Genomic DNA, 20,010 nt, shown 5'->3' on the forward strand with positions numbered 1-20,010 from the left:
AAATATACTGATGACGCACATGGCTGGTTCACCGCAGACTTCGAGACACCGCATCTGAAAAACGACAAGGCGTTGCTTGGCGCACTTGGCTGAGGTCCGCAGGTGGCGTACAAACCGTTTGCGATAAGCATGAGCACAACGGGAGGATTCTATGGCGAATAAGCTTCTTCCGACCTCCGGCGTTGGCTCCTACGCTCAGCCGGACTGGTTGATCGATCGTGAGGCGCTTGCCGCTGGCTCGCCGCCGCGCGTGCGGCGCAAGGGGCTTTGGCGTGTCGAGCCGAAATTCCTGGAAGAGGCACAGGACGACGCCACGATCATTGCCATCCGCGACCAGGAGCGCGCCGGCATCGATATCATCACGGATGGCGAGACGCGCCGCGAGAGTTATTCTAACCGCTTCTCGACGGCGCTCGACGGCATCGATACCGAGCGTGTCGGCACAGCCACCTCGCGCAAAGGTACTCCCAACGACGTGCCGTTGGTGAGCGGGCCCATCAAGCGCTGCAAGCCTATCGGCGTGCGCGACGTCGAGTTTCTGCGCGCCAACACCGACCGTCAGATCAAGGCGACGCTGCCCGGTCCCTTCACCATGTCCGAGCAGGCCGAGGACGCCTATTACAAGGATCCGGAAGCGCTCGCCATGGCCTATGCGGAGGCGGTGAATGCGGAAATGCGCGACCTCTTTGCCGCTGGTGCCGACGTGGTGCAGATAGACGAGCCTTTCGTGCAGGCGCGCCCCGACAATGCCAGGGCCTATGCCATCCCCGCCATCGACAAGGCGCTGGAAGGTATCAAGGGCACGACGGCGCTACATCTCTGCATGGGCTACGCGGCGATGATCAAGCAGCGCTACGACGCATATCACTTCTTGACGGAGTTGGCCGAGTGCACGGTTGATCAGATTTCGCTGGAGACGGCGCAGCCCGACCTTGATCTCTCCGTGCTTGCTGAGCTGTCGGGCAAGAACATCATCCTCGGCGTTATCAACATGAATGACATGGCGATCGAAGCACCTGAGACCGTGGCGGAGCGAATCGAGCGCGCTTATCCCCACGTGCCGCCCGAGCGCATCATCCCGGCGCCGGACTGCGGCTTCAAATATATCGCCCGCGAAATCTCTTTTGCCAAGCTGCAGGCGCTTGTTGCAGGAACCGATCTGGCGCGCTCACGCCTCTCCTAAAAGAGCGAATAGGCACCGTCGATCAGGAAGGTATCTCCGGTGTGATACTGGCTAGCGTCGGCCGTGAGGTAGACGGCGATGGCGCTAAAATCTTCGGGTTGGCCCCAGCGGCGCGTTGGTACGCGTTTAAGCACCCGATCCTGCACCACCTCCTGGGCCATCCAGTCGCGCGTCATGGCAGTCTTGATCCAGCCGGGCAGGATGGCGTTCGCGCGAATCTTGTAGCGGCCGAGTTCGACGGCGAGCGCACGAATCATCGATATCATCGCCCCTTTCGAGGCGCCGTAGTGCTGGCCGCGGGCCTGGCCATGGATCGCAGCCAGGCTGGCGGTTCCCACCAGAGAGCCGCCCTCGCCGCGCTCGACCATATGCCGTGCGGCTGCGCGCAGGGTATAGAAGGCACCGTCGAGATTGACCGACAGCACGCGGTGCCATTCCTCGGTGGTCATCTCGATGAATGGCCCGCCTCGGCCGCTCACGCCGGCATTGGCAAAACAGGCGTCGATACCGCCGAATTCGGCCACCGCGGTGGCGAAGGCGTCCTCACTGGCGGCTTCGTCGGTGACGTCACAGATTTGGGCCAAGACCTGCCCACCGTGTATTTTCAGCTTTTCAGCCGCGGCTCCGGTCTTGTTTGGATTGCTGCCCCAGATCGCCACTGAGGCGCCGGCTTCCGCCAAGGCCTCTGCCATGGCGAGGCCGATGCCAGAATTGCCGCCGGTAATCAACGCCGCCTTGCCGTTGAGGTCGAAACTGCCGCTCATGCTTTACTCCTCTCGTGAATGCAATCCGCCATAATCCGCCCTGGTTATCATGGTGACCAGGGTGCCAAATCCAATCGCCTCGTCAAGAATGGCCCTTTAGGCTGCCGCGCGTCGCGTGGCTGTAGGTCCTTGACGAGGCGGCTGGATTTGGCGAAGACGCTGCCACGACAGTCTGATGGGAGATCACAGAATGAGCGACGAAGGCCGCATCCACAGCGTTCACGAGGGCGCCATATTCGAGATTGGCATCGATCGGCCGACTAAGCGCAACGGTTTTACGCCACACATGATGCGCGCTCTGGCCGAGGCTTACACTGCCTTCGAGGCCGACGATGAAGCGCGGGTGGGCCTGCTCTGGGCCGAGGGTGAGCATTTCACTGGCGGCCTCGATCTGCCAAAAATGGCACCGATCATGCAGCGTGGAGAGAGGTTGGTGCCGGAAAGTCTCATCGATCCCTTTGGCTTGCGCGAACCGCGCCTGACTAAGCCCATGGTGGTGGCGGTGCAGGGCTGGTGCCTGACCCTCGGAATCGAGGTTATGCTGGCGGCCGATATCGTGATTGCCGAAGAGACTGCTCGCTTCACCCAGATTGAGGTGCAGCGCGGGTTGATGGCTTCGGGTGGCGCCACCATCCGCATGGCCGAGCGGGCGGGTTGGGGCAATGCCATGCGCTGGCTACTCACGGGCGATGTGTTCGAGGCCGACGAGGCGCTGCGCCTTGGTTTTGTGCAGGAGTTGACACCTACTGGTCAGGCCCGCGTCCGCGCCCGTGAGGTCGCCGAGCGCATTGCCGCCCAGGCGCCGCTGGCGGTGCGCGCCTCGCTTCTCAATGCGCGTCTCGCTTTCGAGCAGGGGCCGGCCGCCGCTATCGCTAAAATCTACGATGTGCAGACCCGCCTTGCCGCCACCGAGGATTTGCAGGAAGGTGTCAGGGCTTTCATCGAGCGCCGGCCGGGAAATTTCACAGGACGGTAGGCAGGTAATGAAATCCATCCTCTCCCTCACGGTCAACGGCGTTGCGCGCGATGACGCGGCAGCGGACAATCTGCTGCTGGTCGATTATTTGCGGGAGGTCGTCGGGCTGACTGGCACCAAGATGGGCTGCGACGGCGGCGAGTGCGGGGCCTGTACCGTGCTGATCGACGGCCAGCCGCGGCTTTCATGCATCACACTGGCCCAGGCTTGCACCGGCAGTGAGGTCGAGACGGTCGAGGGCCTGGCCGACGGCAGCAGGCTGTCGCCCCTGCAAAGCGCATTCAACGAGGCGCTGGGCGCGCAGTGCGGCTATTGCACACCGGGCATGATCATGGCGGCGGAGGGCCTTCTGCGGAGGAACGCGGAGCCGGCTGATAGCGAGATCCGCTTGGCGCTGGCTGGAAACATTTGTCGCTGTACGGGCTATGTGAAGATCCTCAAGGCGGTGCATCTGGCTGTGGACGAGCGCAAGCCATGAGCCGCATCGGACGCATCGGCGCACCGCTACCGCTGGTCGACGGGCCGGAGAAGGTCTCGGGCAAGGCGCTGTTTACGGCCGACATGGCGCCCGCCGGCGCGCTGGTCGGCAAGATTCTACGCAGCTCCTGGAGCCATGCGGGCCTCCTCGGCGTCGATGTCGAAAAAGCACGGGCACTGCCCGGTGTCGCGGCGGTGATTACAGGCGAGGCCTGCGACGTGCCCTTTGGTGTGCTGCCCATCGCCGAGACCGAGTACCCGCTGGCGCGCGACCGAGTACGCTATCGCGGCGAGCCCATTGCCGCCCTCGCCGCGGTGGACGAGAAGACGGCGCTCGCAGCGCTCGATCTGATCAAAGTGCGCGCCGAGCCGCTACCGGGCTATCACGACGTGCAGGCTGCGCTCGCCGAAGGCGCCGTGCAACTGCACGAAAAGCGTCCCGGTAATGTCGAGCGCGAGGTGACGTTCGAACTCGGTGACACGGTCGCCGGGTTCGCTGACGCGAATCTCGTGCGCGAGGAGACCTTCCATTGTGCCGAGATCAACCATGTGCACATGGAGCCCAATGCCTCGCTGGCGAGCTGGGACGAAACTGATGGCCGGTTGACGCTGCACACCTGCACCCAGGTGCCTTATTACGTGCACCGCACCGTGGCCAGATGCTTGGGCCTCGACGAAGGTAGGGTGCGCGTGGTCAAGCCGCACATAGGCGGTGGCTTCGGTGCGCGCACGGAAGCGCTCGGCTTCGAAGTGATCGCTGGACTGCTGGCTCGTGCTGCGGGCGGTACCGTGTCGCTGGTGTTGAGCCGCGAGGAGACTTTTCTCTGCCATCGCGGCCGGCCGGAGACTGAGACGCGCATGAAGATTGGCCTCAAGAAGGACGGTAGCATAACGGCGGTGGAATGCGAGACCATCCAGCGCGGCGGTGCCTATAGCGGCTACGGCATCGTCACCATCCTTTACGCGGGCTCGCTGCTCTACGGGCTCTACGAGCTGCCGACGGTGAAGTATCACGGCGTCCGCGTGCTCACCAACACGCCACCTTGCGGCGCCATGCGCGGTCACGGCACGGTCAATGTGCGCTTTGCCTTCGAGAATCTACTCGATGCCATGGCGGACGAGTTGGGGCTCGACCCTTTTGCTGTGCGTCGTGCCAACCTGCTGCGGAAGCTCGGTTTTACGGTCAACGATTTGATGGTCAACAGCTACGGCGTGCCAGAATGTCTCGATAAGGTCGAGCGCGCGTCTGGCTGGGCCGACAAGCACGGCAAGCTGCCACCGGGCCGCGGCATCGGCATGGCGTGTTCGCATTATGTCAGCGGAGCCGCTAAGCCCGTGCACTGGACCGGCGAGCCCCACGCCACCGTGGTGCTCAAGCTCGATTGGGACGGCGTGGTCACCGTGCTCACTGGCGCTGCCGAGATCGGCCAGGGCTCCTCGACCATGGTCGCACAATGCGTCGGCGAGGTGCTGGGCTTGGGCATCGAGCGCCTGCGCGTTATCGCCGGCGACAGTGCCGTGACGCCCAAGGATAACGGGTCGTATTCCTCGCGCGTCACCTTCATGGTTGGCAACGCGGCGATCCAGGCGGCCGAATCGTTGAAGACGGTTCTGGTCAAGGTGGCGGCTGACAAGCTTGAAGCGGCGCCGGACGAAATCGAAGTGCTGGGCGAGGTCTATCGCGTGGCAGGCTCGCAGGACAAAGGTCTGGAATACAGCGAGATTGTCACGGCCGCCCTGGCGGAGAACGGTACGCTTACTGTGAGCGGCCATTTCTCGACACCGAAGGAGGCGCAGGGCGGGCACGCATATCGTGGTGCCGCCGTGGGCTCGACCATGGCCTTCAGCTATGCGGCGCAGGCGGTGGAGGTTTTAGTAGATCCCGTTACCGCGCAGGTCACCGTTGAGAAGGTCTGGGTGGCGCATGATTGCGGTAAGGCTCTCAACCCGCTCGCCGTTGAAGGCCAGGTGCAGGGCTCGGTGTGGATGGGCTTGGGCCAGGCCTTGTGCGAGGAGAACCGCTATCACGACGGCTTACCCGTGCACGCTAACCTGATTGACTACCGCGTGCCGACCTTTGTCGATTCTCCCGACATTGCCGTCGAGATTGTCGAGAGCAACGACCCCAATGGCCCCTTCGGTGCCAAAGAGGCGGGCGAGGGCTCGCTCTCGGGCTTTTTGCCGGCGCTCGCTGGCGCCATCGCCGACGCTACGGGCTATCGCCCGCTAGACTGCCCTATGACGCCGGATATGCTATTCAAGGCGTTGGCGAAAAGGAAGGCGGGCTGATGGAGCATCTGTCCGACTTCACGCTGCTGCGCCCAACGAGTGTCGAGGAGGCGGTGGCGGCGCGTGGTGCTCATCTTGGTGCGCGTATTCTTGCCGGTGGCACTGATCTTCTGCCCAATATGCGTCGCGGCCTGGTCGAGACCGGTACGGTAATTGATCTGAGTGGTTGCGATGAGTTGCGCACCCTCGACGGCGGGCATATAGGTGCCATGGTGACGCTAGAGACGCTCGCTACGAACTGCGAAAATTATCCTGCCCTGGCTCAAGCCGCCGCGGCGGTTGCGGGGCCGACCCATCGTGGAGTTGCGACAGTCGGCGGCAATCTTTGTCTCGATACTCGTTGTATCTTTTATAACCAGAGTGAATGGTGGCGTAAGAGTAACGATTATTGTCTCAAATATGGTGGCGAAATTTGCCATGTGGTGCCTACGAGCAAGCGCTGCTACGCCGTCTATAGCGGCGATCTCGCGGCGGCGCTGATACTCTACGGCGCCGATGTTGAGATCGCTGGCGCCGAGGGTCGGCGCAGCATTCCGCTCGACGCGCTGCTGCGTGACGACGGTATGGACTACCTGGCACTCCAAGATGGCGAATTGGTTGTCGCCGTGCATCTGCCGCCACAGTCCGAGTCCTTTTGCAGCGCCTATCGCGAGCTGCGCGTGCGCGGCTCGATTGACTTCTCGCTGGCCGGCGTCGCCGTCGGCCTTGTCGCGGAGGGAGATACTGTCAATACCGTTCGCGCTGGTATAACCGGCACGAACTCTGCCCCCCTCCTCGTCGAACTCCCCGGCGGAGACACCGGGAGCTCTGCCACGGATCTAGAAATACAAATCCAAAAAGTCGTTAGCCCCGTCCGTACCAGCCTCATCCAACCCCAATACCGCCGCCGCGCGGTTTCGGCGCTGGCAGCGCAGATGGTGCGGGACTTGGCAAATTCACCCCGAGTGCAAGATAATATTTAGCAATAGTTACTTATTTTTCAAAAAGTTCTTTCATGATTCCGATAATACAAGAAGTCGACAGGAAATGGTCGATAGAAACATCTTCCATAAATACCGTAATTGTTAGATAACTATTACTATTTTATCGCGTTCCTGAGTGGTAAATTACGAAACGAACTCCACATCAGACTTCTTTGTTGTTTCAACTGGTTGTCACGGTTTATAGGGTACGGGAATGTCACGCTTTCTCCGCGGTTCCGCAGTTTTGTATGAGATTACTCTATGTCTTCGCCAGCGCCTCAGTGGTCAGCTCATACGCGCTCTGCAGTAGCCGGGTCGCGGCTTCGCGGGTCATAAAGCCAGCGTGGCTGGTTAGAGTAACGTTGTTGAGTTTTGTCAACGGGTGGTCAGGAGTCAGCGGCTCTTCGGCGAAGGTATCTAGGGCGGCGTGGGCGATGCGGCCCTCTTGTAATGTTGACACCAGGGCGGCTTCGTCGACGAGGCCGCCGCGAGCAGTGTTGACGAGGATGGTGCTGGGCTTGAGGAGGGCCAAACGGCGGGCGTCGAGGATGCCTGCGGTCTCGTTGGTCAGCGAGACGTGCAGTGAGACAACGTCAGCCTCGGCCAGCAAGTCGTGGAGTTTGCGCGCCGTACATGGCAAGTCACTGGGCACGCCGCTGCGGTTCCAGGCGATCACGGACATCCCTAGCCCTGCGCCGAGCCGCACCATGGCGCGGCCGATGCCGCCGGTGCCGACGACACCTAATGTCTTGCCTGAAAGCTCGATGCTATCGAGGGTTGACCATTGGCCGGCGCGCAAGGACCTGTCCATGGCGGCGAGCTTGCGCGCGGCGGCGAACATCAGGGCGACGGCATGTTCGGCTACGCTTTGGTTGCCATAGCCGCTGATGGTCTTGACAGCGATGCCGTGGCGTTCAGCTGCTTCCAAGTCGATATAGGACGAGGCGCCGGTGCCCATGAAGACGATAGTGTGCAGGTCGGGGCAGGCGGCGAGCAGGCTCTCGCCCATCCAAGTGTGATCGTTCACCACCACCCGACAGCCTACCACCATAGTGCGGACCTCGTCTTCGCTGGGGTCGGTGACCACTACGTTGAGGTCGGGCACGAGCGCGCGCATCTCCGGCGTGATAAGTTCGGCGAGAAACGCTGGGCAGTCGATGAAGCACGCCTCAGGCATCGCTTTCGATAACGCCCGCTTCTGGATCGGCAAAGGTGGTCTCGTTGAAGGCCTTCTCGCTCTTGGCGATGAGCAATGTCACCATGGCGTCGCCCGTGACGTTGACGGCCGTGCGCATCATGTCGAGCAAGCGGTCGACACCGATAATCAGGCCGATGGCCTCAACCGGAAGGCCAACCTGGATCAGCACCATCGAGAGCATGATCAACCCGACGCCAGGAACGCCGGCGGTACCGATCGAGGCCAGGGTGGCGGTGAGGATCACCGTCAGGTATTCGGTCATGCCAAGGTCGACGGCGTAGACGTGGCTGATGAACACTGTTGCCACGCCCTGCATGATCGCCGTGCCGTCCATGTTGATGGTGGCTCCCAGCGGCACGGTGAACGAGGCAACCGCGTTCTTCACGCCCATGCGGTGCTCGACCGTGTCCAGCGTTACGGGAATGGTCGCGTTGCTGCTGGCGGTCGAGAAGGCAAAGACCAGCGCTGCGCGCATCTTGCGAAAGAACATTAGCGGATTGGTGCGGCCGAGGAAGACCAGCAAAAAGGTGAAGACGCCGCACGCATGCAGCAGTAGCGCCACGACGACGCAAAGGAAATAGCTGGCGAGCGGCAGAATCACGTCGAACCCCTGCGTTGCGAAGGTCTTGCCGATGAGGCAGAAGACACCGATTGGCGCCAGACGCATGACAATACCGACCATCTTCATGATGACCTCGTTGAGGTCCGTGAACAGCGAGCGCACGTGTTCACCGCGCTCGCCGGCAAGGGTCGCGGCGATGCCCAGTAGGATGGCGAAGACGATGATCTGCAGCATGTTGCCATCAGCAAGCGCCGCTACTGGGTTGCTCGGAACGAGGTTGGCGATGACCTCGCTGAGCGGTGGTGCCTCGCGGCCCGTGAACGCCACGTCACCCTCGACGATGAAGTCCTCGCCGGGCGAGACGACGACGGCGACGGTCAATGCGATGGTGATTGCGGTAGCCGTGGTGAAGAGGTAGAGCAGAATCGCTTTCAGCCCGATGCGCCCCAGTGCTGCAATATCGCCAAGCGCGGTGACGCCGCAGAACAGCGAGACGAAGACCAGCGGCACCACCAGCATTTTGAGGCCCGAGACGAACAGCTTGCCGATGGTGGCAAAGAAGCCACCGACCACGATATCGCCAACGAAAGCGGTCTCTGGGAAAAGTTGGTTGAGCAGCACTCCCAGGATGGCACCCGCCACCATGGCGATAAGGATCTCCTGCGTCAGGCTGAATTTGTGCGTTTTGGCCATGTTTTCCCCTCCGTCTCGTGCGGAGACGGTAGCACTAGCGGAGAAGCGCAGCCAGTTCTGTGTCGTTCAACGAGTAGGGGAGTGCTACCAGGTGCGCCGAGCAGGAGCGGCAGTCGCTGCTGCCGAAGCCGGGTACGGGCACTGTCGCGCCATGGGCAAGCAGCGTCGCCGTCAGCGCACATTCGTCGCCTTCCGGTACAGGTAAAGCCGCGACATGGCCCGCCACGGTCAGCCGATCTACGTGCCAGCGCAACGCCTTATCCTTGCGCAAATGCCTGGCGCAGCGGGCGCGGATGCCTCCTGGCCCGCGGGCGCTGCCGAGATAGGCGTAGCGGCCAGGTGCGAACTCTGCTGTTTCTCGCACGAGCATGATGAGTAGGGCATAGGCGCCGGGCTTTCGCGGCAGGCTGTCGGCTGTGCGTGACCAGTCTCCGAGCATGGCGTGAGTCTACCAACTCGGTGGACAGGTTTGGCAATGCGTTTCATGGTTCGCGCCGAAATCTTATCGAGCGAAAGGGATCAGCAATATGAGCACTGGCTTTGGGAGTGATGACAATTGCGTTGGCTGGCGTGGCGATAGCGGCACCGGTGGACGATAGCCGCTTAGTCGGCGATGCGGCCAAGCACAACGACTGGGTTACTTACGGTAATGGCTATGACAACCAGCGCTTTTCGGGGCTCGACCAGGTCAACCGCGAGAGTGTTGCCACGCTTGTGCAGCGTTGGACCTACCAGACTGGGATCAGCGCTAGCTTCCAGACAAGTCCGTTGATCGCCGACAGTGGGCGTATGGACCGGCGGCAGCGGCTCTTCGGTGTAGCCGACCAAAGTGCGGTAGAACAGGCTCTCATTGCATCTCCGTAGCCCCTTAAGTTTGATGTATTGCTCTATATCCGAGAACTTGCGCTGCAGATTGGCCATGATGCGGTCGAACTGCACCGGCTCCGGCAGGGTTGCCATTGGCAGCAGTTCGCGCAGGTGAAGCCTGTCGACTCTCCTCTTCGGTGAAGGCAGTAGGCTTATTGAGTTTCCTGGCGTCGTTCAGGATGTCGACGCCGCGTAGCTGGTGTTTTCGAGCCATAGTCTCCTCTAAGTCTTAGAGCCTAATCGGGTTTGTCGACTTGCCAAGGCGGAATGCGCTTGGAAAGATGGCGCCATGAAGAGTTTCGACAGCTATCGCAAGCGCGCGCTGGCCAATTGCGGCTCCGAAGAGGCGCTGGTCGAGAGGATGCCCGAAGTCAAATCGGCACGGGCGCTCTGCGCCATCAAGGATGACCGGTATCTCTCGCGCATGAGCCAGCGCGTGTTCTCGGCCGGGCTCAAGCACGATATGGTGGCCAAGAAATGGCCCGCCTTCGAGGAAGCTTTTCTCGCGTTTGTGCCGGCGCGTGTTGCCAATATGCCCGAGGAAGACGTCGAGGCGTTAATGCAGGACCGTCGTCTGATCCGTCATTGGCCGAAGATCAAGAGCGTGCCGGCAAATGCGCGGGCCATGATCGAGGTGACGGCCGATACCGGCTCCTTTGGCAAGTGGGTCACCGCCTGGCCTGTTGACGATACGGTGGGGCTGTGGGCGGATATCGGCAAGCGCTTCACCCAGATGGGCGGTGCCTCGTCACCCTATTTCCTGCGCTGGGTCGGCAAAGACACCTTCATGATCACGCCTGACGTCACCATGGCCCTGATTGAGGCCGAAGTCGTCACCCGCAAGCCCACTGCCAAGAAAGAGCTAGCGGCCGTACAGGAGGCCTTCAACGCCTGGGCGGCAGAATCCGGCCGGTCCTTGAGTGAGATCAGCCGCACGCTGGCGCTGGCGATGGGGTGAAAATATCTTCTGATCTTTAAATACCTCGATTTATGGCATGGGCCGCATGCACGGACACGTTCCGCTTGCGAGGTCGACACTTTACGTGGACAAATAGCGCTAACTGACTCGGGAGGGACAACGAATCGTGCGATCAAGGGCCGCGGTAGCGCATCAGGCGGGGGCACCGCTTAGCATCGAGACAGTCGAAGTTGAGGGGCCACGGGCGGGCGAGTGCCTGGTTGAGATTAAGGCGACGGGTGTCTGCCATACCGATGAGTTCACGCTGTCCGGCAAGGACCCAGAGGGTGCCTTCCCAGCCATCCTTGGCCATGAGGGCGCGGGTGTGGTGGTGGATGCTGGGGCTGGCGTGCAGTCTCTTAAGACAGGCGATCATGTGATCCCGCTCTACACGCCGGAATGTCGCGAGTGCGAATATTGCACATCTGGCAAGACCAATCTCTGCCAAGCTATCCGCGAGACACAGGGCCAGGGCGTGATGCCCGACGGCTCCAGTCGCTTTGCTCTCGGTGGGAAGAAGGTGCTGCACTACATGGGCACTTCGACCTTCTCTAATTTCACTGTGGTACCGGAGATTGCGTTGGCGAAAATCCGTGAGGATGCGCCCTTTGACAAGGTCTGCTATATCGGCTGCGGTGTGACCACGGGCATCGGCGCGGTGATGAATACGGCCAAGGTCGAGGCGGGCGCCAACTGTGTCGTATTTGGCCTCGGCGGCATCGGGCTCAACGTTATTCAAGGGCTGCGGCTGGTGGGCGCAGACAAGATCGTCGGCGTCGATACCAACCCCGCCAAGAAGTCACTGGCCGAGTGCTTTGGCATGACACACTTTGTCAATCCGACCGAAGTCAGGGGCGACCTGGTGCCCTATCTCGTCGCTCTGACGGGTGGCGGCGCGGACTACTCCTTTGAGTGTATTGGCAATGTGGACGTCATGCGCCAAGCCCTCGAATGTGCCCACAAAGGCTGGGGCGAATCGGTTATCATCGGCGTCGCCGGTGCCGGCCAGGAGGTCAAGACACGTCCTTTTCAACTCGTCACCGGCCGCGTCTGGCGCGGCACCGCGTTCGGCGGCGCCAAGGGTCGCACCCAGGTGCCGCGCATCGTCGATTGGTATATGGACGGTAAGATCAAGATCGATCCCCTGATCACCCACACCATGCCGCTCGACGACATCAACACTGCCTTCGACCTAATGCAAGCTGGTGAGAGCATCCGGAGCGTGATCACGTATTAGCGGCGTTAATCTGGGGGTGGTTGTGGTTTGTAACCCGTGCAATAGCCCCTATTTCTGCCCCGTTCGGGGATCGGCATGGTTGCTGACGAGGAAAAGAGACGTGGCGGGCTCCAGCTATCTGATGGTGGATGTCGAGCGCGCCACGGTATGAGTGCTTACCGAGTACCGTCAGGTTTTTGCCAAGCGCATCGCAGCCTGTAACGGCTGCGTAGTGGCTATCACGGGCGACAGCGTGCTCGCTATTTTCGTTATCGTTGTCGAGGTGGTGGAGGCTGCGGTCGAGATTTAGGCTATCTTAGCTGGACGTAACGACGCGCTGCCCGAGAATCGGCAAATGTATTTCTGTATTGGCGTGAATTTTAGTGACATCGTCTGTTCGTCGGACAACGACCCAGAAATCGGTTGCGACCGGCTCATCCCGGGGGTCTCCGTCAACGAGTATGCAGCCGAGTTTGCCATGTAGTTTGGGCTCAACACGACGTTACGCTTGAGGGCATCCTGCCGAATATCTGAAATTTCTATGTCTCTCCCGAGCGGACGTCGCTGATGGACATGCCTTTATAAGGTAAAGAAAAGGGGGGGGCGCGGCTGCCTCTCCGCGCCCCTCAGTCTACAGGAGGAGTTGTCCCACCGAGGTGGGCGGTTTAGGCCTCCGGGGCCCTTGCGTCACCCGTCGCGGGCTTCGCCATGGCGTGCTCGGACCGTCACGAGCAGCCGCTGGTGCCGCCACAAGTATCGCATTTGAGGCATGTACCGTTGCGGACCAGAGTAAAGTTTCCACATTCCGAACAGGGATCTCCTTCATAGCCTTTGATGCGGGCCTCCACGACCTGGGCCCGGCGGCCGTCTTCGGCGCTGAGCGCCACACCAACCGAGACCCCGGCCTGTCCCGCTCCGCTCGCGGCCGGCAGCGCCATGTCGGCTTCCGGTATCGCTTCAGCAGTGACTGTCGCCGTCGCCGCTGCGGCACCGCCGTCGAGCACTCTCAGGCGGCCACGCACGAAACCGGGGCTGACCAGCGCCTGTAGGCCTGCAGCGCGCTCTGCGTCAGGTGTCGCAGCGGCCATGATCTCGCTTTGGCGTTCGCCCTTGCCGACGGAGTCGGGGCGCAGGTCTTCCGGCTTGACGTGGGCCAGATCGTTGCGATCAAGATAGGAGATTGCCAGCTCGCGAAAGACGTAATCGAGGATCGATGTTGACATGCGAATGGTGTCGTTACCTTCGACCAGACCACTCGGCTCGAAGCGAGTGAAGGTGAATGCCTCGACAAACTCTTCCAGTGGCACGCCGTATTGCAAGCCAATGGAGACCGCGATGGCAAAGTTGTTCATCAGGCTGCGGAAGGCTGCGCCCTCCTTGTGCATGTCGATAAACATTTCGCCGAGGCGGCCGTCATCGTACTCGCCTGTGCGCAGATAGACCTTGTGGCCGCCAACCACGGCTTTCTGAGTGTAGCCTTTGCGTCGATGGGGTAGGCGTTCGCGCTCATGCGCCTCGCGGGCCACGGCCTCGACCACACGCTCGGCAATAGCGCTTGCTGGCACCGCCGCTTCTTCGACTTGCTTTTCCTCGACCTCGTCTTCACTGACCAGTGCGCTAAGTGGCTGGCTTAGCTTCGAGCTGTCGCGGTAAAGAGCTGTCGCTTTGAGACCTAGTTGCCATGACAGCTGATAGGCTTCTTGACAGTCTGTGATTGTGGCCGCGTTCGGCATGTTTATGGTTTTGGAGATAGCTCCCGAGATGAAAGGCTGGGCTGCTGCCATCATGTGGATATGGCTGGTCCAGGAGAGCGCGCGGGTGCCCGTGCGCCCGCAGGGATTAGCGCAGTCGAATACGGACAGATGTGTCGGGTCCAACTCCGGCGCGCCCTCGACAGTCATGGCGCCGCAGCAATAGGTGTTGGCAGCCTCGATCTGCCCCTTGGTGAAGCCGAGCGCGGCAAGAATGTCGAAGGCGGGGTCGGCCAGCGAGGCCTCGTCGAGTTCGAGCGCATTGCGGCAGTAGTCCTCGCCGAGCGTCCACTTGTTGAAGACGAAGCGGATATCGAAAGCATCTGTGAGTGCGCCTTCGATACGCTCGATCGCGGCGCCGTCGAAGCCCTTAGTGGCGAGCGTCTGGTGATTGATGTGGGGCGCGCCGTCGAGCGTGCCCTTGCCTACCACGTAGTCAGTGATAGTCCCGATCTGGCCCTCGTCGTAGCCCAGTGCATCCAGCGCCTTTGGCACTACGCGGTTAATAATCTTGAAATAGCCGCCTCCGGCAAGCTTCTTGAACTTGACCAGGGCGAAATCGGGCTCGATACCGGTGGTATCACAATCCATGACCAGGCCGATGGTGCCGGTGGGCGCGATCACGGTCGCTTGGGCATTGCGGTAGCCGTGCTGGGTACCGAGCTCGACAGCCTCGTCCCAGGCGTGCGCTGCTGCTGCGGCCAGTGCCGCCTGCGGGCAGTTGGCAACATCGAGCGGCACTGGCACGACGCTCAGGCCCTCGTAGCCCTGCGCTTGGCCCTGGGCGGCGAGACGGTGGTTATGCATCACCTGCAGCATGGCACGGCGGTTGTCGGTATAGTTCGGAAAGGCGCCGAGCTCGCGCGCCATCTCGGCCGAGGTGCGATAGGCGGTGCCCGTCATCAGCGCCGTGAGAGAGCCACATAGTGCGCGCCCCTCCTCGCTGTCATAGCTGAAGCCCATGTTCATCAAGAGGCCGCCGATATTGGCGTAGCCCAAGCCGAGGGTGCGGAAGGCGTAGGAGCGCTCAGCGATGGCGTGCGATGGGAACTGTGCCATCAGCACCGAGATTTCCAGAACCACCGTCCACAGCCGAACCGCGTGGTTGAAGCCGGCAATATCGAACTCGCCGTTGCTGTGGCGAAAGGCCATGAGATTGAGAGAGGCGAGATTGCACGCCGTGTCGTCGAGGAACATGTACTCTGAGCACGGGTTCGAGGCGCGGATGCGTCCGGATGCGGGGCAAGTGTGCCATTCGTTGATAGTACTGTCGAACTGGATACCAGGATCGGCAGACTGCCAGGCGGCGACCGCCATGCTGTTCCACAGGCCGCGGGCAGAGACGGTTTCCGCCACCTTGCCGTCGGTGCGCCGGATCAGTTGCCAGTCGGCATCCGCCTGCACCGCTTCTATGAATTCATTGGTGACACGCACGGTGTTGTTGGCGTTCTGGCCCGAGACAGTGAGATAGGCCTCCGAATCCCAGTCGGTGTCATAGGTGCGCAGTTCAAGCTCCGTGTAACCCTGGCGCGCAAAGTCGATGGCGCGACGGATCGAGTTCTCCGGGATCATCGCTGCGCGGGCGCCGGCAATGGCCTTCTTCAGGGTCGGGTTGTCGGCGGGGCTGAAGCGGCTCTCGTCACCCATCTGGCAGGCGGTCATGATGGCGTTGAGGTGGCTAGACAGCAGCTTAGATCCGACCACTAGCGCCGCCACCTTCTGCTCTTCCACTGCCTTCCAGTCAATGAATTGGGCGATGTCTGGATGGTCGACGTCGACCACCACCATCTTTGCTGCGCGCCGTGTAGTGCCGCCCGACTTAATGGCGCCGGCGGCGCGGTCGCCTACCTTGAGAAAGCTCATCAGCCCCGATGAGCGCCCGCCTCCCGAGAGCGGCTCGTTCTCGCCGCGTAGGCCGGAGAAGTTGGAGCCTGTGCCTGAGCCGTACTTGAACAGGCGCGCCTCGCGTACCCAGAGGTCCATGATGCCGCCTTCGTTAACCAGGTCGTCGCTCACGCTCTGGATGAAGCAGGCGTGCGGCTGGGGGTGCTCGTAAGATGACTCGGAAGCCACGGTCTCGCCGGATTCGAAATCGACGTAGGTATGGCCTTGGGCCGGGCCGTCGATGCCGTAGGCCCAGTGCAGCCCGGTATTGAACCATTGCGGGCTGTTGGGTGCGGCCATCTGTGCCGCCAACATGTGGGAAAGCTCGTCGTGGAAAGCGCGGGCATCCTCCTCGCCATCGAAATAGCCGCCCTTCCAGCCCCAATAGGTCCAGGTGCCGGCCATGCGGTCGAAGACCTGGGTGGCGCGGGATTCGCTTCCCATCTCCGTATCCGTCACCGGGCGTTTGCGCCAGAGCCATTCCGGCACGTCTGACTCGCGCACGGACTCGAGATCCTCTGGCACGCTGGCCTTGCGGAAATATTTCTGGGCCAAGATATCGATCGCCATCTGCGACCATGCCGCGGGGGCTTCTATCTCGTCATTCGAGAAGACGAGAGAGCCGTCGGGATTGCGAATTTCGCTCACCGCAGCACGGAAAGCCATGCCCTCGTAGGGCGATTCGCCGACAGTCGTGAAGTGTCGCGTGATGCGCATTTTTAGCCCTTCTGTAGCGTGGCCGTCTTAATCGCGGCCGTGAATCGCGCGAGGGCTACTAGATTTCGTGTCCCCTCAAGCGGAGACCACTACATATAGTCGGATTATCAAAAAATGACAATAACACCATACCGTATCTGGTAGGTAGGCGTGTCAATTAGGCAACAGATATCGGGGGTCAGCCTCCGTTTTGGTGTAGGAAGTCCAATGCTAGATTGCTCAGCGTGCGCACACCGAGGCGCAGATAGGCCTCGTCGACGACGAAGTGGGGCGAGTGATTGGGCGCGGCGTCGGCGGGTGCGACATTGGGCAGGCGAGCGCCCATGAAGACGAACATGCCGGGCACCTGTTGCTGATAGAAGGAAAAATCCTCATAGCCCATCACGGCCTGCGTCCGCTGTACCATAGTCTGGCCGGCAACGCGCTCTAGCGTCGGTAGCATGGTGCGCACTAGATCCGGCTCGTTATAGGCGACCGGCACGCCGTGGCCCCAGGAGACTTCCGCCGTGGCGCCTGCGCTCTCGGCGATGCCCTTTGCCGTGCGTGCGATACGCTCGTGAATGTCCCGGCGGACCTCGGACTTGTGGGTGCGCACTGTGCCGACCAACTCGACCCGGTCGGGAATGATGTTGTGGCGCACGCCGCCATGGATGCTGCCGATCGAGATGACCGCCGTCTCGTGGGTGTCGATCTGGCGTGAGTGGATGGTCTGCAATCCTAAGATGATCTGTGAGGAGACGACGATGGGGTCGATGCCGCGATGGGGCGCGGCGCCATGGGTCTGACGGCCGAACACCGAGATCTTGAGCACGTCGGCGCTGGCCAGCATTGGCCCTTCGGTGAAGAACAGCACGCCGGGGTCGCGGGCACCGATATGCAAGCCGAAGATGGCGTCGGGTCGCGGGTTGTCCAGCGCACCTTCTGCTACCATCAGTGAGGCGCCGCCTTCTTCGCCCTCGGGAGGGCCTTCTTCTGCTGGCTGAAAGATGAAAGTCACAGTGCCGGGAATGTGCTCACGCATGCCGGCAAGCACCTCGGCCGCACCCATTAGCATGGCGACGTGAGTATCGTGGCCGCAGGCGTGCATCACACCGACCTCCTGGCCGTTATAGGTAGTGCGCACGACAGACGCGAAGTCGAGCCCGGTCTGCTCGACCACGGGCAGCGCATCCATGTCGGCGCGCAGCGCCACGACCGGCCCCGGCAGCCCACCCACGAGTACGCCTACGACGCCGGTATGAGCTATGTCGGTGCGCACTTCGTCGAGGCCCAGGCTGCGCAGATGCTCGGCCACCAGCGCCGCGGTTCGGAACTCGCGATTGCTGAGTTCCGGATTAGCATGAATGTCGCGCCGCCAAGCGATAACCCGGTCTTCCAACGCTGCCGCCCGTTCGTCGACATCTGCCCAGCGCGGTGACTGGGCGCTTGCCTGAAAGCTGGTGCCAAACAGTGCAAAACCGATCATAAAACTTGATAGCGCGCGCGCGCCAACCATCCTCAAACCCTCCATTATGATGCCTCTATGTAACATGGCGCGGCGCTAGACGGGACCCGGGGACGATGCCATATTTCCTACGTTGCTGGACACACGAGAGGACACACGGTCGATGGGCGCGACGTTTGGTACCAAGCTCTTCACTCGCATGCATGGCCAGCGTGTCGGCGAGGACGCGGCTGGCAATGTTTATTACCGTGAGCGCAAGTCGAAGGCTGGCCAGCGCGAGCGGCGCTGGGTGATCTATGCCGAGGTGCCGGAGGCCTCGTCTGTGCCGCCGGTGTGGCAGGGCTGGCTGACACATACGTTGGCAGAGAGCCCGATCGAAGAGCCGCCCGTGGCGCGTCCCTGGCAGAGCCCGCGTGGGGCCAGCGTGACAGGCACGGCGGCGGTCTACTATCCGCTGGCTGGCGGCAAGCGCGACCGCACCACCGGCGACTACGAGGCCTGGACCCCCGAATAGGCAAGTTTTGCTGCCGGTGCTCCAGGATCACGCATCGACGTCTTGCAGGCGCTGGCGCGCTGGTCAGCTTGAATTCGTATACGCCTTCGCCGATAGTAACGGCGACCGATTCGCTGCTGGAGGTGGCATGAAGTGCAATATCGTCGAGACCATCATTTCGCTGGAGCCCGGCGGTGACACCGAGATACTCGGTAATGGCGACATGGTCCTTTTTACCGAAACGGCACTCGATCCCGCCAGCGTGGTCTACCACGTTCTGATGAACCCGAAGGACGACCCATGATGTCGCCGCGCGACGGTCTGTTGCCGACCTGGCATGACGAGGACGGTGCGCCCGTTGCCTGTACAGAGAAGATCAAGGTCCTTAACGAGAACATCATGGAGATTCGTGAGATGTGCCGCGAAGCACTCGAGGACGCGGCTCTGATGGGCTGCGACGAAGCGCAAATGCGTGCCGTGCTATTGACCCTGGTTCGCACCCTTGAGGAACCTTTCAAAGATTAGACGGATCGGGTTGGCTCTCGTCGTCTGCGCCAGCGCCGCGTCGGCGCAGGGCGATCCTTTCGCGAATCAATGGGAGCCGGTCGGCGGCGCTCGGCTGGAGGCACTCGACAAGGTCACCGGGCGTATCTCGGTGGTCGAGGTGGCTACCGGCGAGCCGGTTGCTTTCGGCACGCTCGGCATCACTGTGGAATCCTGCTTTCGCCGTCCGCCCGAGTTGGCGCCGGACAGCGCCGCGCTTGTCAATGTCAGCGAAAGCCGTGAAGAGACTGCGCTGCCGAGACCGTTGTTCCGCGGCTGGATGTTTGCATCGAGCCCGGGCTTGTCGGGTCTGGAGCACCCAGTTTACGACGTCATCGTGCTCGACTGCATCGTGCCGGCGCCTCCCGATGACGAGGCAGAGGACGAATAACCTACTCAGGCGGTATCGCTGGTCGTAAAATCGGCCGGCAGCTTGATGGCGCGGGCGAGCAGGCTGAGATATTTGGCGCGGGGAACCTCGCGGGCGCCAAAGCGCTGTAAATGCTCAGTCACGAACTGCGTGTCGAGCAGGGCAAAACCACCGGCACGCAGCCGCTCGACGAGATGGACGAGCGCGACTTTGCTGGCGTCACGTCTGTGGCTGAACATGCTCTCACCAAAGAACGCCCCGCCAATGGCAACGCCGTATAGCCCGCCAACAAGCTCGTCATTGGCCCAACATTCTACCGAGTGCGCATGCCCCATGGAAAAAAGGTCTCGATAAAGGTTTTCGATGGTGCAGTTGATCCAGGTGCTTTGACGTCTCGGTGCGGGCTTGGAGCAAGCGGCTATCGTACCGGCAAAGGCTGTGTCCACTGCAACACGATAAGGCGCGCGCCGGATCACCTTTTGCAGCGAGCGCGGCACGTGGAACTCGTCGATCGGCAGGACCCCACGCTTGTCTGGATCGACCCAGTAGATGGTTGGGTCGTCGCGGCTCTCGCCCATGGGAAACAGGCCCCATTGATAGGCTCTGAGTAGCGTCTCAGCGGTTATCGGCGGTGGACGCTGAGTATCTATGGCCTGACCTAGC

General features: G+C 61.6%; 20 protein-coding genes. 13 read left to right on the forward strand and 7 right to left on the reverse strand.

Features of this window, described 5'->3' with window-relative positions:
• Positions 1 to 151: 151 nt before the first annotated feature.
• Entirely contained in the window at positions 152 to 1,183 is a 1,032-nt protein-coding gene (locus QF629_05295) for a uroporphyrinogen decarboxylase family protein (protein ID MDP6012946.1), read from the forward strand.
• Here the strand turns inward: QF629_05295 and QF629_05300 are convergent.
• Complete coding sequence (locus QF629_05300) at positions 1,180 to 1,947, reverse strand: SDR family NAD(P)-dependent oxidoreductase (protein MDP6012947.1); 768 nt, start codon at positions 1,945 to 1,947, stop codon at positions 1,180 to 1,182. The two genes, QF629_05295 and QF629_05300, sit on opposite strands and share 4 nt — an antisense overlap.
• Before the next feature lie 190 nt (positions 1,948 to 2,137).
• Here QF629_05300 and QF629_05305 point away from each other — a divergent pair, with 190 nt between their 5' ends.
• Genes QF629_05305 through QF629_05320 form a run of 4 tightly spaced genes read left to right on the forward strand, consistent with a single transcriptional unit; the run spans position 2,138 to position 6,651 of the window.
• Positions 2,138 to 2,923 carry a crotonase/enoyl-CoA hydratase family protein gene (locus QF629_05305; GenBank protein ID MDP6012948.1) on the forward strand — a complete coding sequence of 262 codons (786 nt, stop codon included), beginning with the start codon at positions 2,138 to 2,140 and terminating at the stop codon, positions 2,921 to 2,923.
• Between the two features lie 7 nt (positions 2,924 to 2,930).
• Positions 2,931 to 3,401 carry a 2Fe-2S iron-sulfur cluster-binding protein gene (locus tag QF629_05310; protein MDP6012949.1) on the forward strand — a complete coding sequence of 157 codons (471 nt, stop codon included), beginning with the start codon at positions 2,931 to 2,933 and terminating at the stop codon, positions 3,399 to 3,401.
• Positions 3,398 to 5,689 (forward strand): 4-hydroxybenzoyl-CoA reductase subunit alpha, encoded by a 2,292-nt coding sequence (gene hcrA / locus QF629_05315; GenBank protein ID MDP6012950.1) that lies wholly within the window; start codon positions 3,398 to 3,400, stop codon positions 5,687 to 5,689. Before QF629_05310 ends, hcrA begins: the two co-directional genes overlap by 4 nt.
• On the forward strand, positions 5,689 to 6,651 hold the full coding sequence (locus tag QF629_05320; GenBank protein MDP6012951.1) for an FAD binding domain-containing protein: 963 nt from the start codon (positions 5,689 to 5,691) through the stop codon (positions 6,649 to 6,651). The genes hcrA and QF629_05320 overlap by 1 nt, the downstream gene beginning before the upstream one ends.
• 259 nt (positions 6,652 to 6,910) lie before the next feature.
• On the opposite strand, the gene QF629_05325 is transcribed toward QF629_05320, so the two are convergent.
• The 3 genes from QF629_05325 to QF629_05335 are packed head-to-tail and all read right to left on the reverse strand — an operon-like array spanning position 6,911 to position 9,543.
• Positions 6,911 to 7,828, reverse strand: a complete 918-nt coding sequence (locus tag QF629_05325) for an NAD(P)-dependent oxidoreductase (protein MDP6012952.1) — start codon at positions 7,826 to 7,828, stop codon at positions 6,911 to 6,913.
• A complete protein-coding gene (locus tag QF629_05330; GenBank protein ID MDP6012953.1) occupies positions 7,821 to 9,104 on the reverse strand; it encodes a dicarboxylate/amino acid:cation symporter in 1,284 nt (427 codons plus the stop codon). The genes QF629_05325 and QF629_05330 overlap by 8 nt, the downstream gene beginning before the upstream one ends.
• 34 nt (positions 9,105 to 9,138) lie before the next feature.
• Positions 9,139 to 9,543: a GIY-YIG nuclease family protein gene (locus QF629_05335; protein MDP6012954.1), complete on the reverse strand. Its 405-nt coding sequence runs from the start codon at positions 9,541 to 9,543 to the stop codon at positions 9,139 to 9,141.
• A 110-nt stretch (positions 9,544 to 9,653) separates the two neighbouring features.
• Between QF629_05335 and QF629_05340 the strand changes: the two genes are divergently transcribed.
• From QF629_05340 to QF629_05355, 4 genes are all read left to right on the forward strand, one after another.
• Positions 9,654 to 9,968 (forward strand): hypothetical protein, encoded by a 315-nt coding sequence (locus tag QF629_05340; GenBank protein ID MDP6012955.1) that lies wholly within the window; start codon positions 9,654 to 9,656, stop codon positions 9,966 to 9,968.
• Between the two features lie 292 nt (positions 9,969 to 10,260).
• Positions 10,261 to 10,929 carry a DNA-3-methyladenine glycosylase I gene (locus QF629_05345; protein ID MDP6012956.1) on the forward strand — a complete coding sequence of 223 codons (669 nt, stop codon included), beginning with the start codon at positions 10,261 to 10,263 and terminating at the stop codon, positions 10,927 to 10,929.
• A gap of 127 nt (positions 10,930 to 11,056) precedes the next feature.
• Positions 11,057 to 12,166, forward strand: a complete 1,110-nt coding sequence (locus QF629_05350) for an S-(hydroxymethyl)glutathione dehydrogenase/class III alcohol dehydrogenase (GenBank protein ID MDP6012957.1) — start codon at positions 11,057 to 11,059, stop codon at positions 12,164 to 12,166.
• 151 nt (positions 12,167 to 12,317) lie between these two features.
• Complete coding sequence (locus tag QF629_05355) at positions 12,318 to 12,455, forward strand: hypothetical protein (GenBank protein ID MDP6012958.1); 138 nt, start codon at positions 12,318 to 12,320, stop codon at positions 12,453 to 12,455.
• 415 nt (positions 12,456 to 12,870) lie between these two features.
• On the opposite strand, the gene QF629_05360 is transcribed toward QF629_05355, so the two are convergent.
• Complete coding sequence (locus QF629_05360; protein MDP6012959.1) at positions 12,871 to 16,497, reverse strand: vitamin B12-dependent ribonucleotide reductase; 3,627 nt, start codon at positions 16,495 to 16,497, stop codon at positions 12,871 to 12,873.
• Positions 16,498 to 16,675: 178 nt separating this feature from the next.
• Complete coding sequence (locus QF629_05365; GenBank protein MDP6012960.1) at positions 16,676 to 17,992, reverse strand: amidohydrolase; 1,317 nt, start codon at positions 17,990 to 17,992, stop codon at positions 16,676 to 16,678.
• A gap of 112 nt (positions 17,993 to 18,104) precedes the next feature.
• Between QF629_05365 and QF629_05370 the strand changes: the two genes are divergently transcribed.
• The 4 genes from QF629_05370 to QF629_05385 all read left to right on the forward strand — a co-directional run bounded on the left by QF629_05370 (position 18,105) and on the right by QF629_05385 (position 19,368).
• Positions 18,105 to 18,455 (forward strand): NADH-ubiquinone oxidoreductase subunit NDUFA12 family protein, encoded by a 351-nt coding sequence (locus tag QF629_05370; protein MDP6012961.1) that lies wholly within the window; start codon positions 18,105 to 18,107, stop codon positions 18,453 to 18,455.
• A gap of 127 nt (positions 18,456 to 18,582) precedes the next feature.
• Positions 18,583 to 18,738, forward strand: coding sequence for a hypothetical protein (locus QF629_05375; protein ID MDP6012962.1), 156 nt, complete (start codon positions 18,583 to 18,585; stop codon positions 18,736 to 18,738).
• The gene (locus QF629_05380) at positions 18,735 to 18,959 is read left to right on the forward strand and encodes a hypothetical protein (protein ID MDP6012963.1); all 225 of its coding nucleotides are present in this window, start codon (positions 18,735 to 18,737) and stop codon (positions 18,957 to 18,959) included. Before QF629_05375 ends, QF629_05380 begins: the two co-directional genes overlap by 4 nt.
• Positions 18,960 to 18,969: 10 nt before the next feature.
• On the forward strand, positions 18,970 to 19,368 hold the full coding sequence (locus QF629_05385; protein MDP6012964.1) for a DUF2155 domain-containing protein: 399 nt from the start codon (positions 18,970 to 18,972) through the stop codon (positions 19,366 to 19,368).
• A gap of 5 nt (positions 19,369 to 19,373) precedes the next feature.
• Here QF629_05385 and aat read toward each other — a convergent pair whose 3' ends face one another.
• Complete coding sequence (aat, locus tag QF629_05390; GenBank protein MDP6012965.1) at positions 19,374 to 19,997, reverse strand: leucyl/phenylalanyl-tRNA--protein transferase; 624 nt, start codon at positions 19,995 to 19,997, stop codon at positions 19,374 to 19,376.
• Positions 19,998 to 20,010 lie beyond the last annotated feature (13 nt).

Source organism: Alphaproteobacteria bacterium, assembly GCA_030739735.1.
Lineage (GTDB): Bacteria > Pseudomonadota > Alphaproteobacteria > UBA7887 > UBA7887 > UBA7887.

Coding starts and splice junctions, on each gene's coding strand:
- QF629_05380 (MDP6012963.1), top strand. CDS start 18,735: ATGATGTCGCCGCGCGACGGTCTGTTGCCGACCTGGCATGACGAGGAC.
- QF629_05370 (MDP6012961.1), top strand. CDS start 18,105: ATGGGCGCGACGTTTGGTACCAAGCTCTTCACTCGCATGCATGGCCAG.
- QF629_05330 (MDP6012953.1), bottom strand. CDS start 9,104: ATGGCCAAAACGCACAAATTCAGCCTGACGCAGGAGATCCTTATCGCC.
- QF629_05325 (MDP6012952.1), bottom strand. CDS start 7,828: ATGCCTGAGGCGTGCTTCATCGACTGCCCAGCGTTTCTCGCCGAACTT.
- QF629_05375 (MDP6012962.1), top strand. CDS start 18,583: ATGAAGTGCAATATCGTCGAGACCATCATTTCGCTGGAGCCCGGCGGT.
- QF629_05365 (MDP6012960.1), bottom strand. CDS start 17,992: ATGGTTGGCGCGCGCGCGCTATCAAGTTTTATGATCGGTTTTGCACTG.
- QF629_05295 (MDP6012946.1), top strand. CDS start 152: ATGGCGAATAAGCTTCTTCCGACCTCCGGCGTTGGCTCCTACGCTCAG.
- QF629_05320 (MDP6012951.1), top strand. CDS start 5,689: ATGGAGCATCTGTCCGACTTCACGCTGCTGCGCCCAACGAGTGTCGAG.
- QF629_05340 (MDP6012955.1), top strand. CDS start 9,654: ATGACAATTGCGTTGGCTGGCGTGGCGATAGCGGCACCGGTGGACGAT.
- QF629_05335 (MDP6012954.1), bottom strand. CDS start 9,543: ATGCTCGGAGACTGGTCACGCACAGCCGACAGCCTGCCGCGAAAGCCC.
- QF629_05300 (MDP6012947.1), bottom strand. CDS start 1,947: ATGAGCGGCAGTTTCGACCTCAACGGCAAGGCGGCGTTGATTACCGGC.
- QF629_05310 (MDP6012949.1), top strand. CDS start 2,931: ATGAAATCCATCCTCTCCCTCACGGTCAACGGCGTTGCGCGCGATGAC.
- QF629_05360 (MDP6012959.1), bottom strand. CDS start 16,497: ATGCGCATCACGCGACACTTCACGACTGTCGGCGAATCGCCCTACGAG.
- QF629_05345 (MDP6012956.1), top strand. CDS start 10,261: ATGAAGAGTTTCGACAGCTATCGCAAGCGCGCGCTGGCCAATTGCGGC.
- hcrA (MDP6012950.1), top strand. CDS start 3,398: ATGAGCCGCATCGGACGCATCGGCGCACCGCTACCGCTGGTCGACGGG.
- QF629_05305 (MDP6012948.1), top strand. CDS start 2,138: ATGAGCGACGAAGGCCGCATCCACAGCGTTCACGAGGGCGCCATATTC.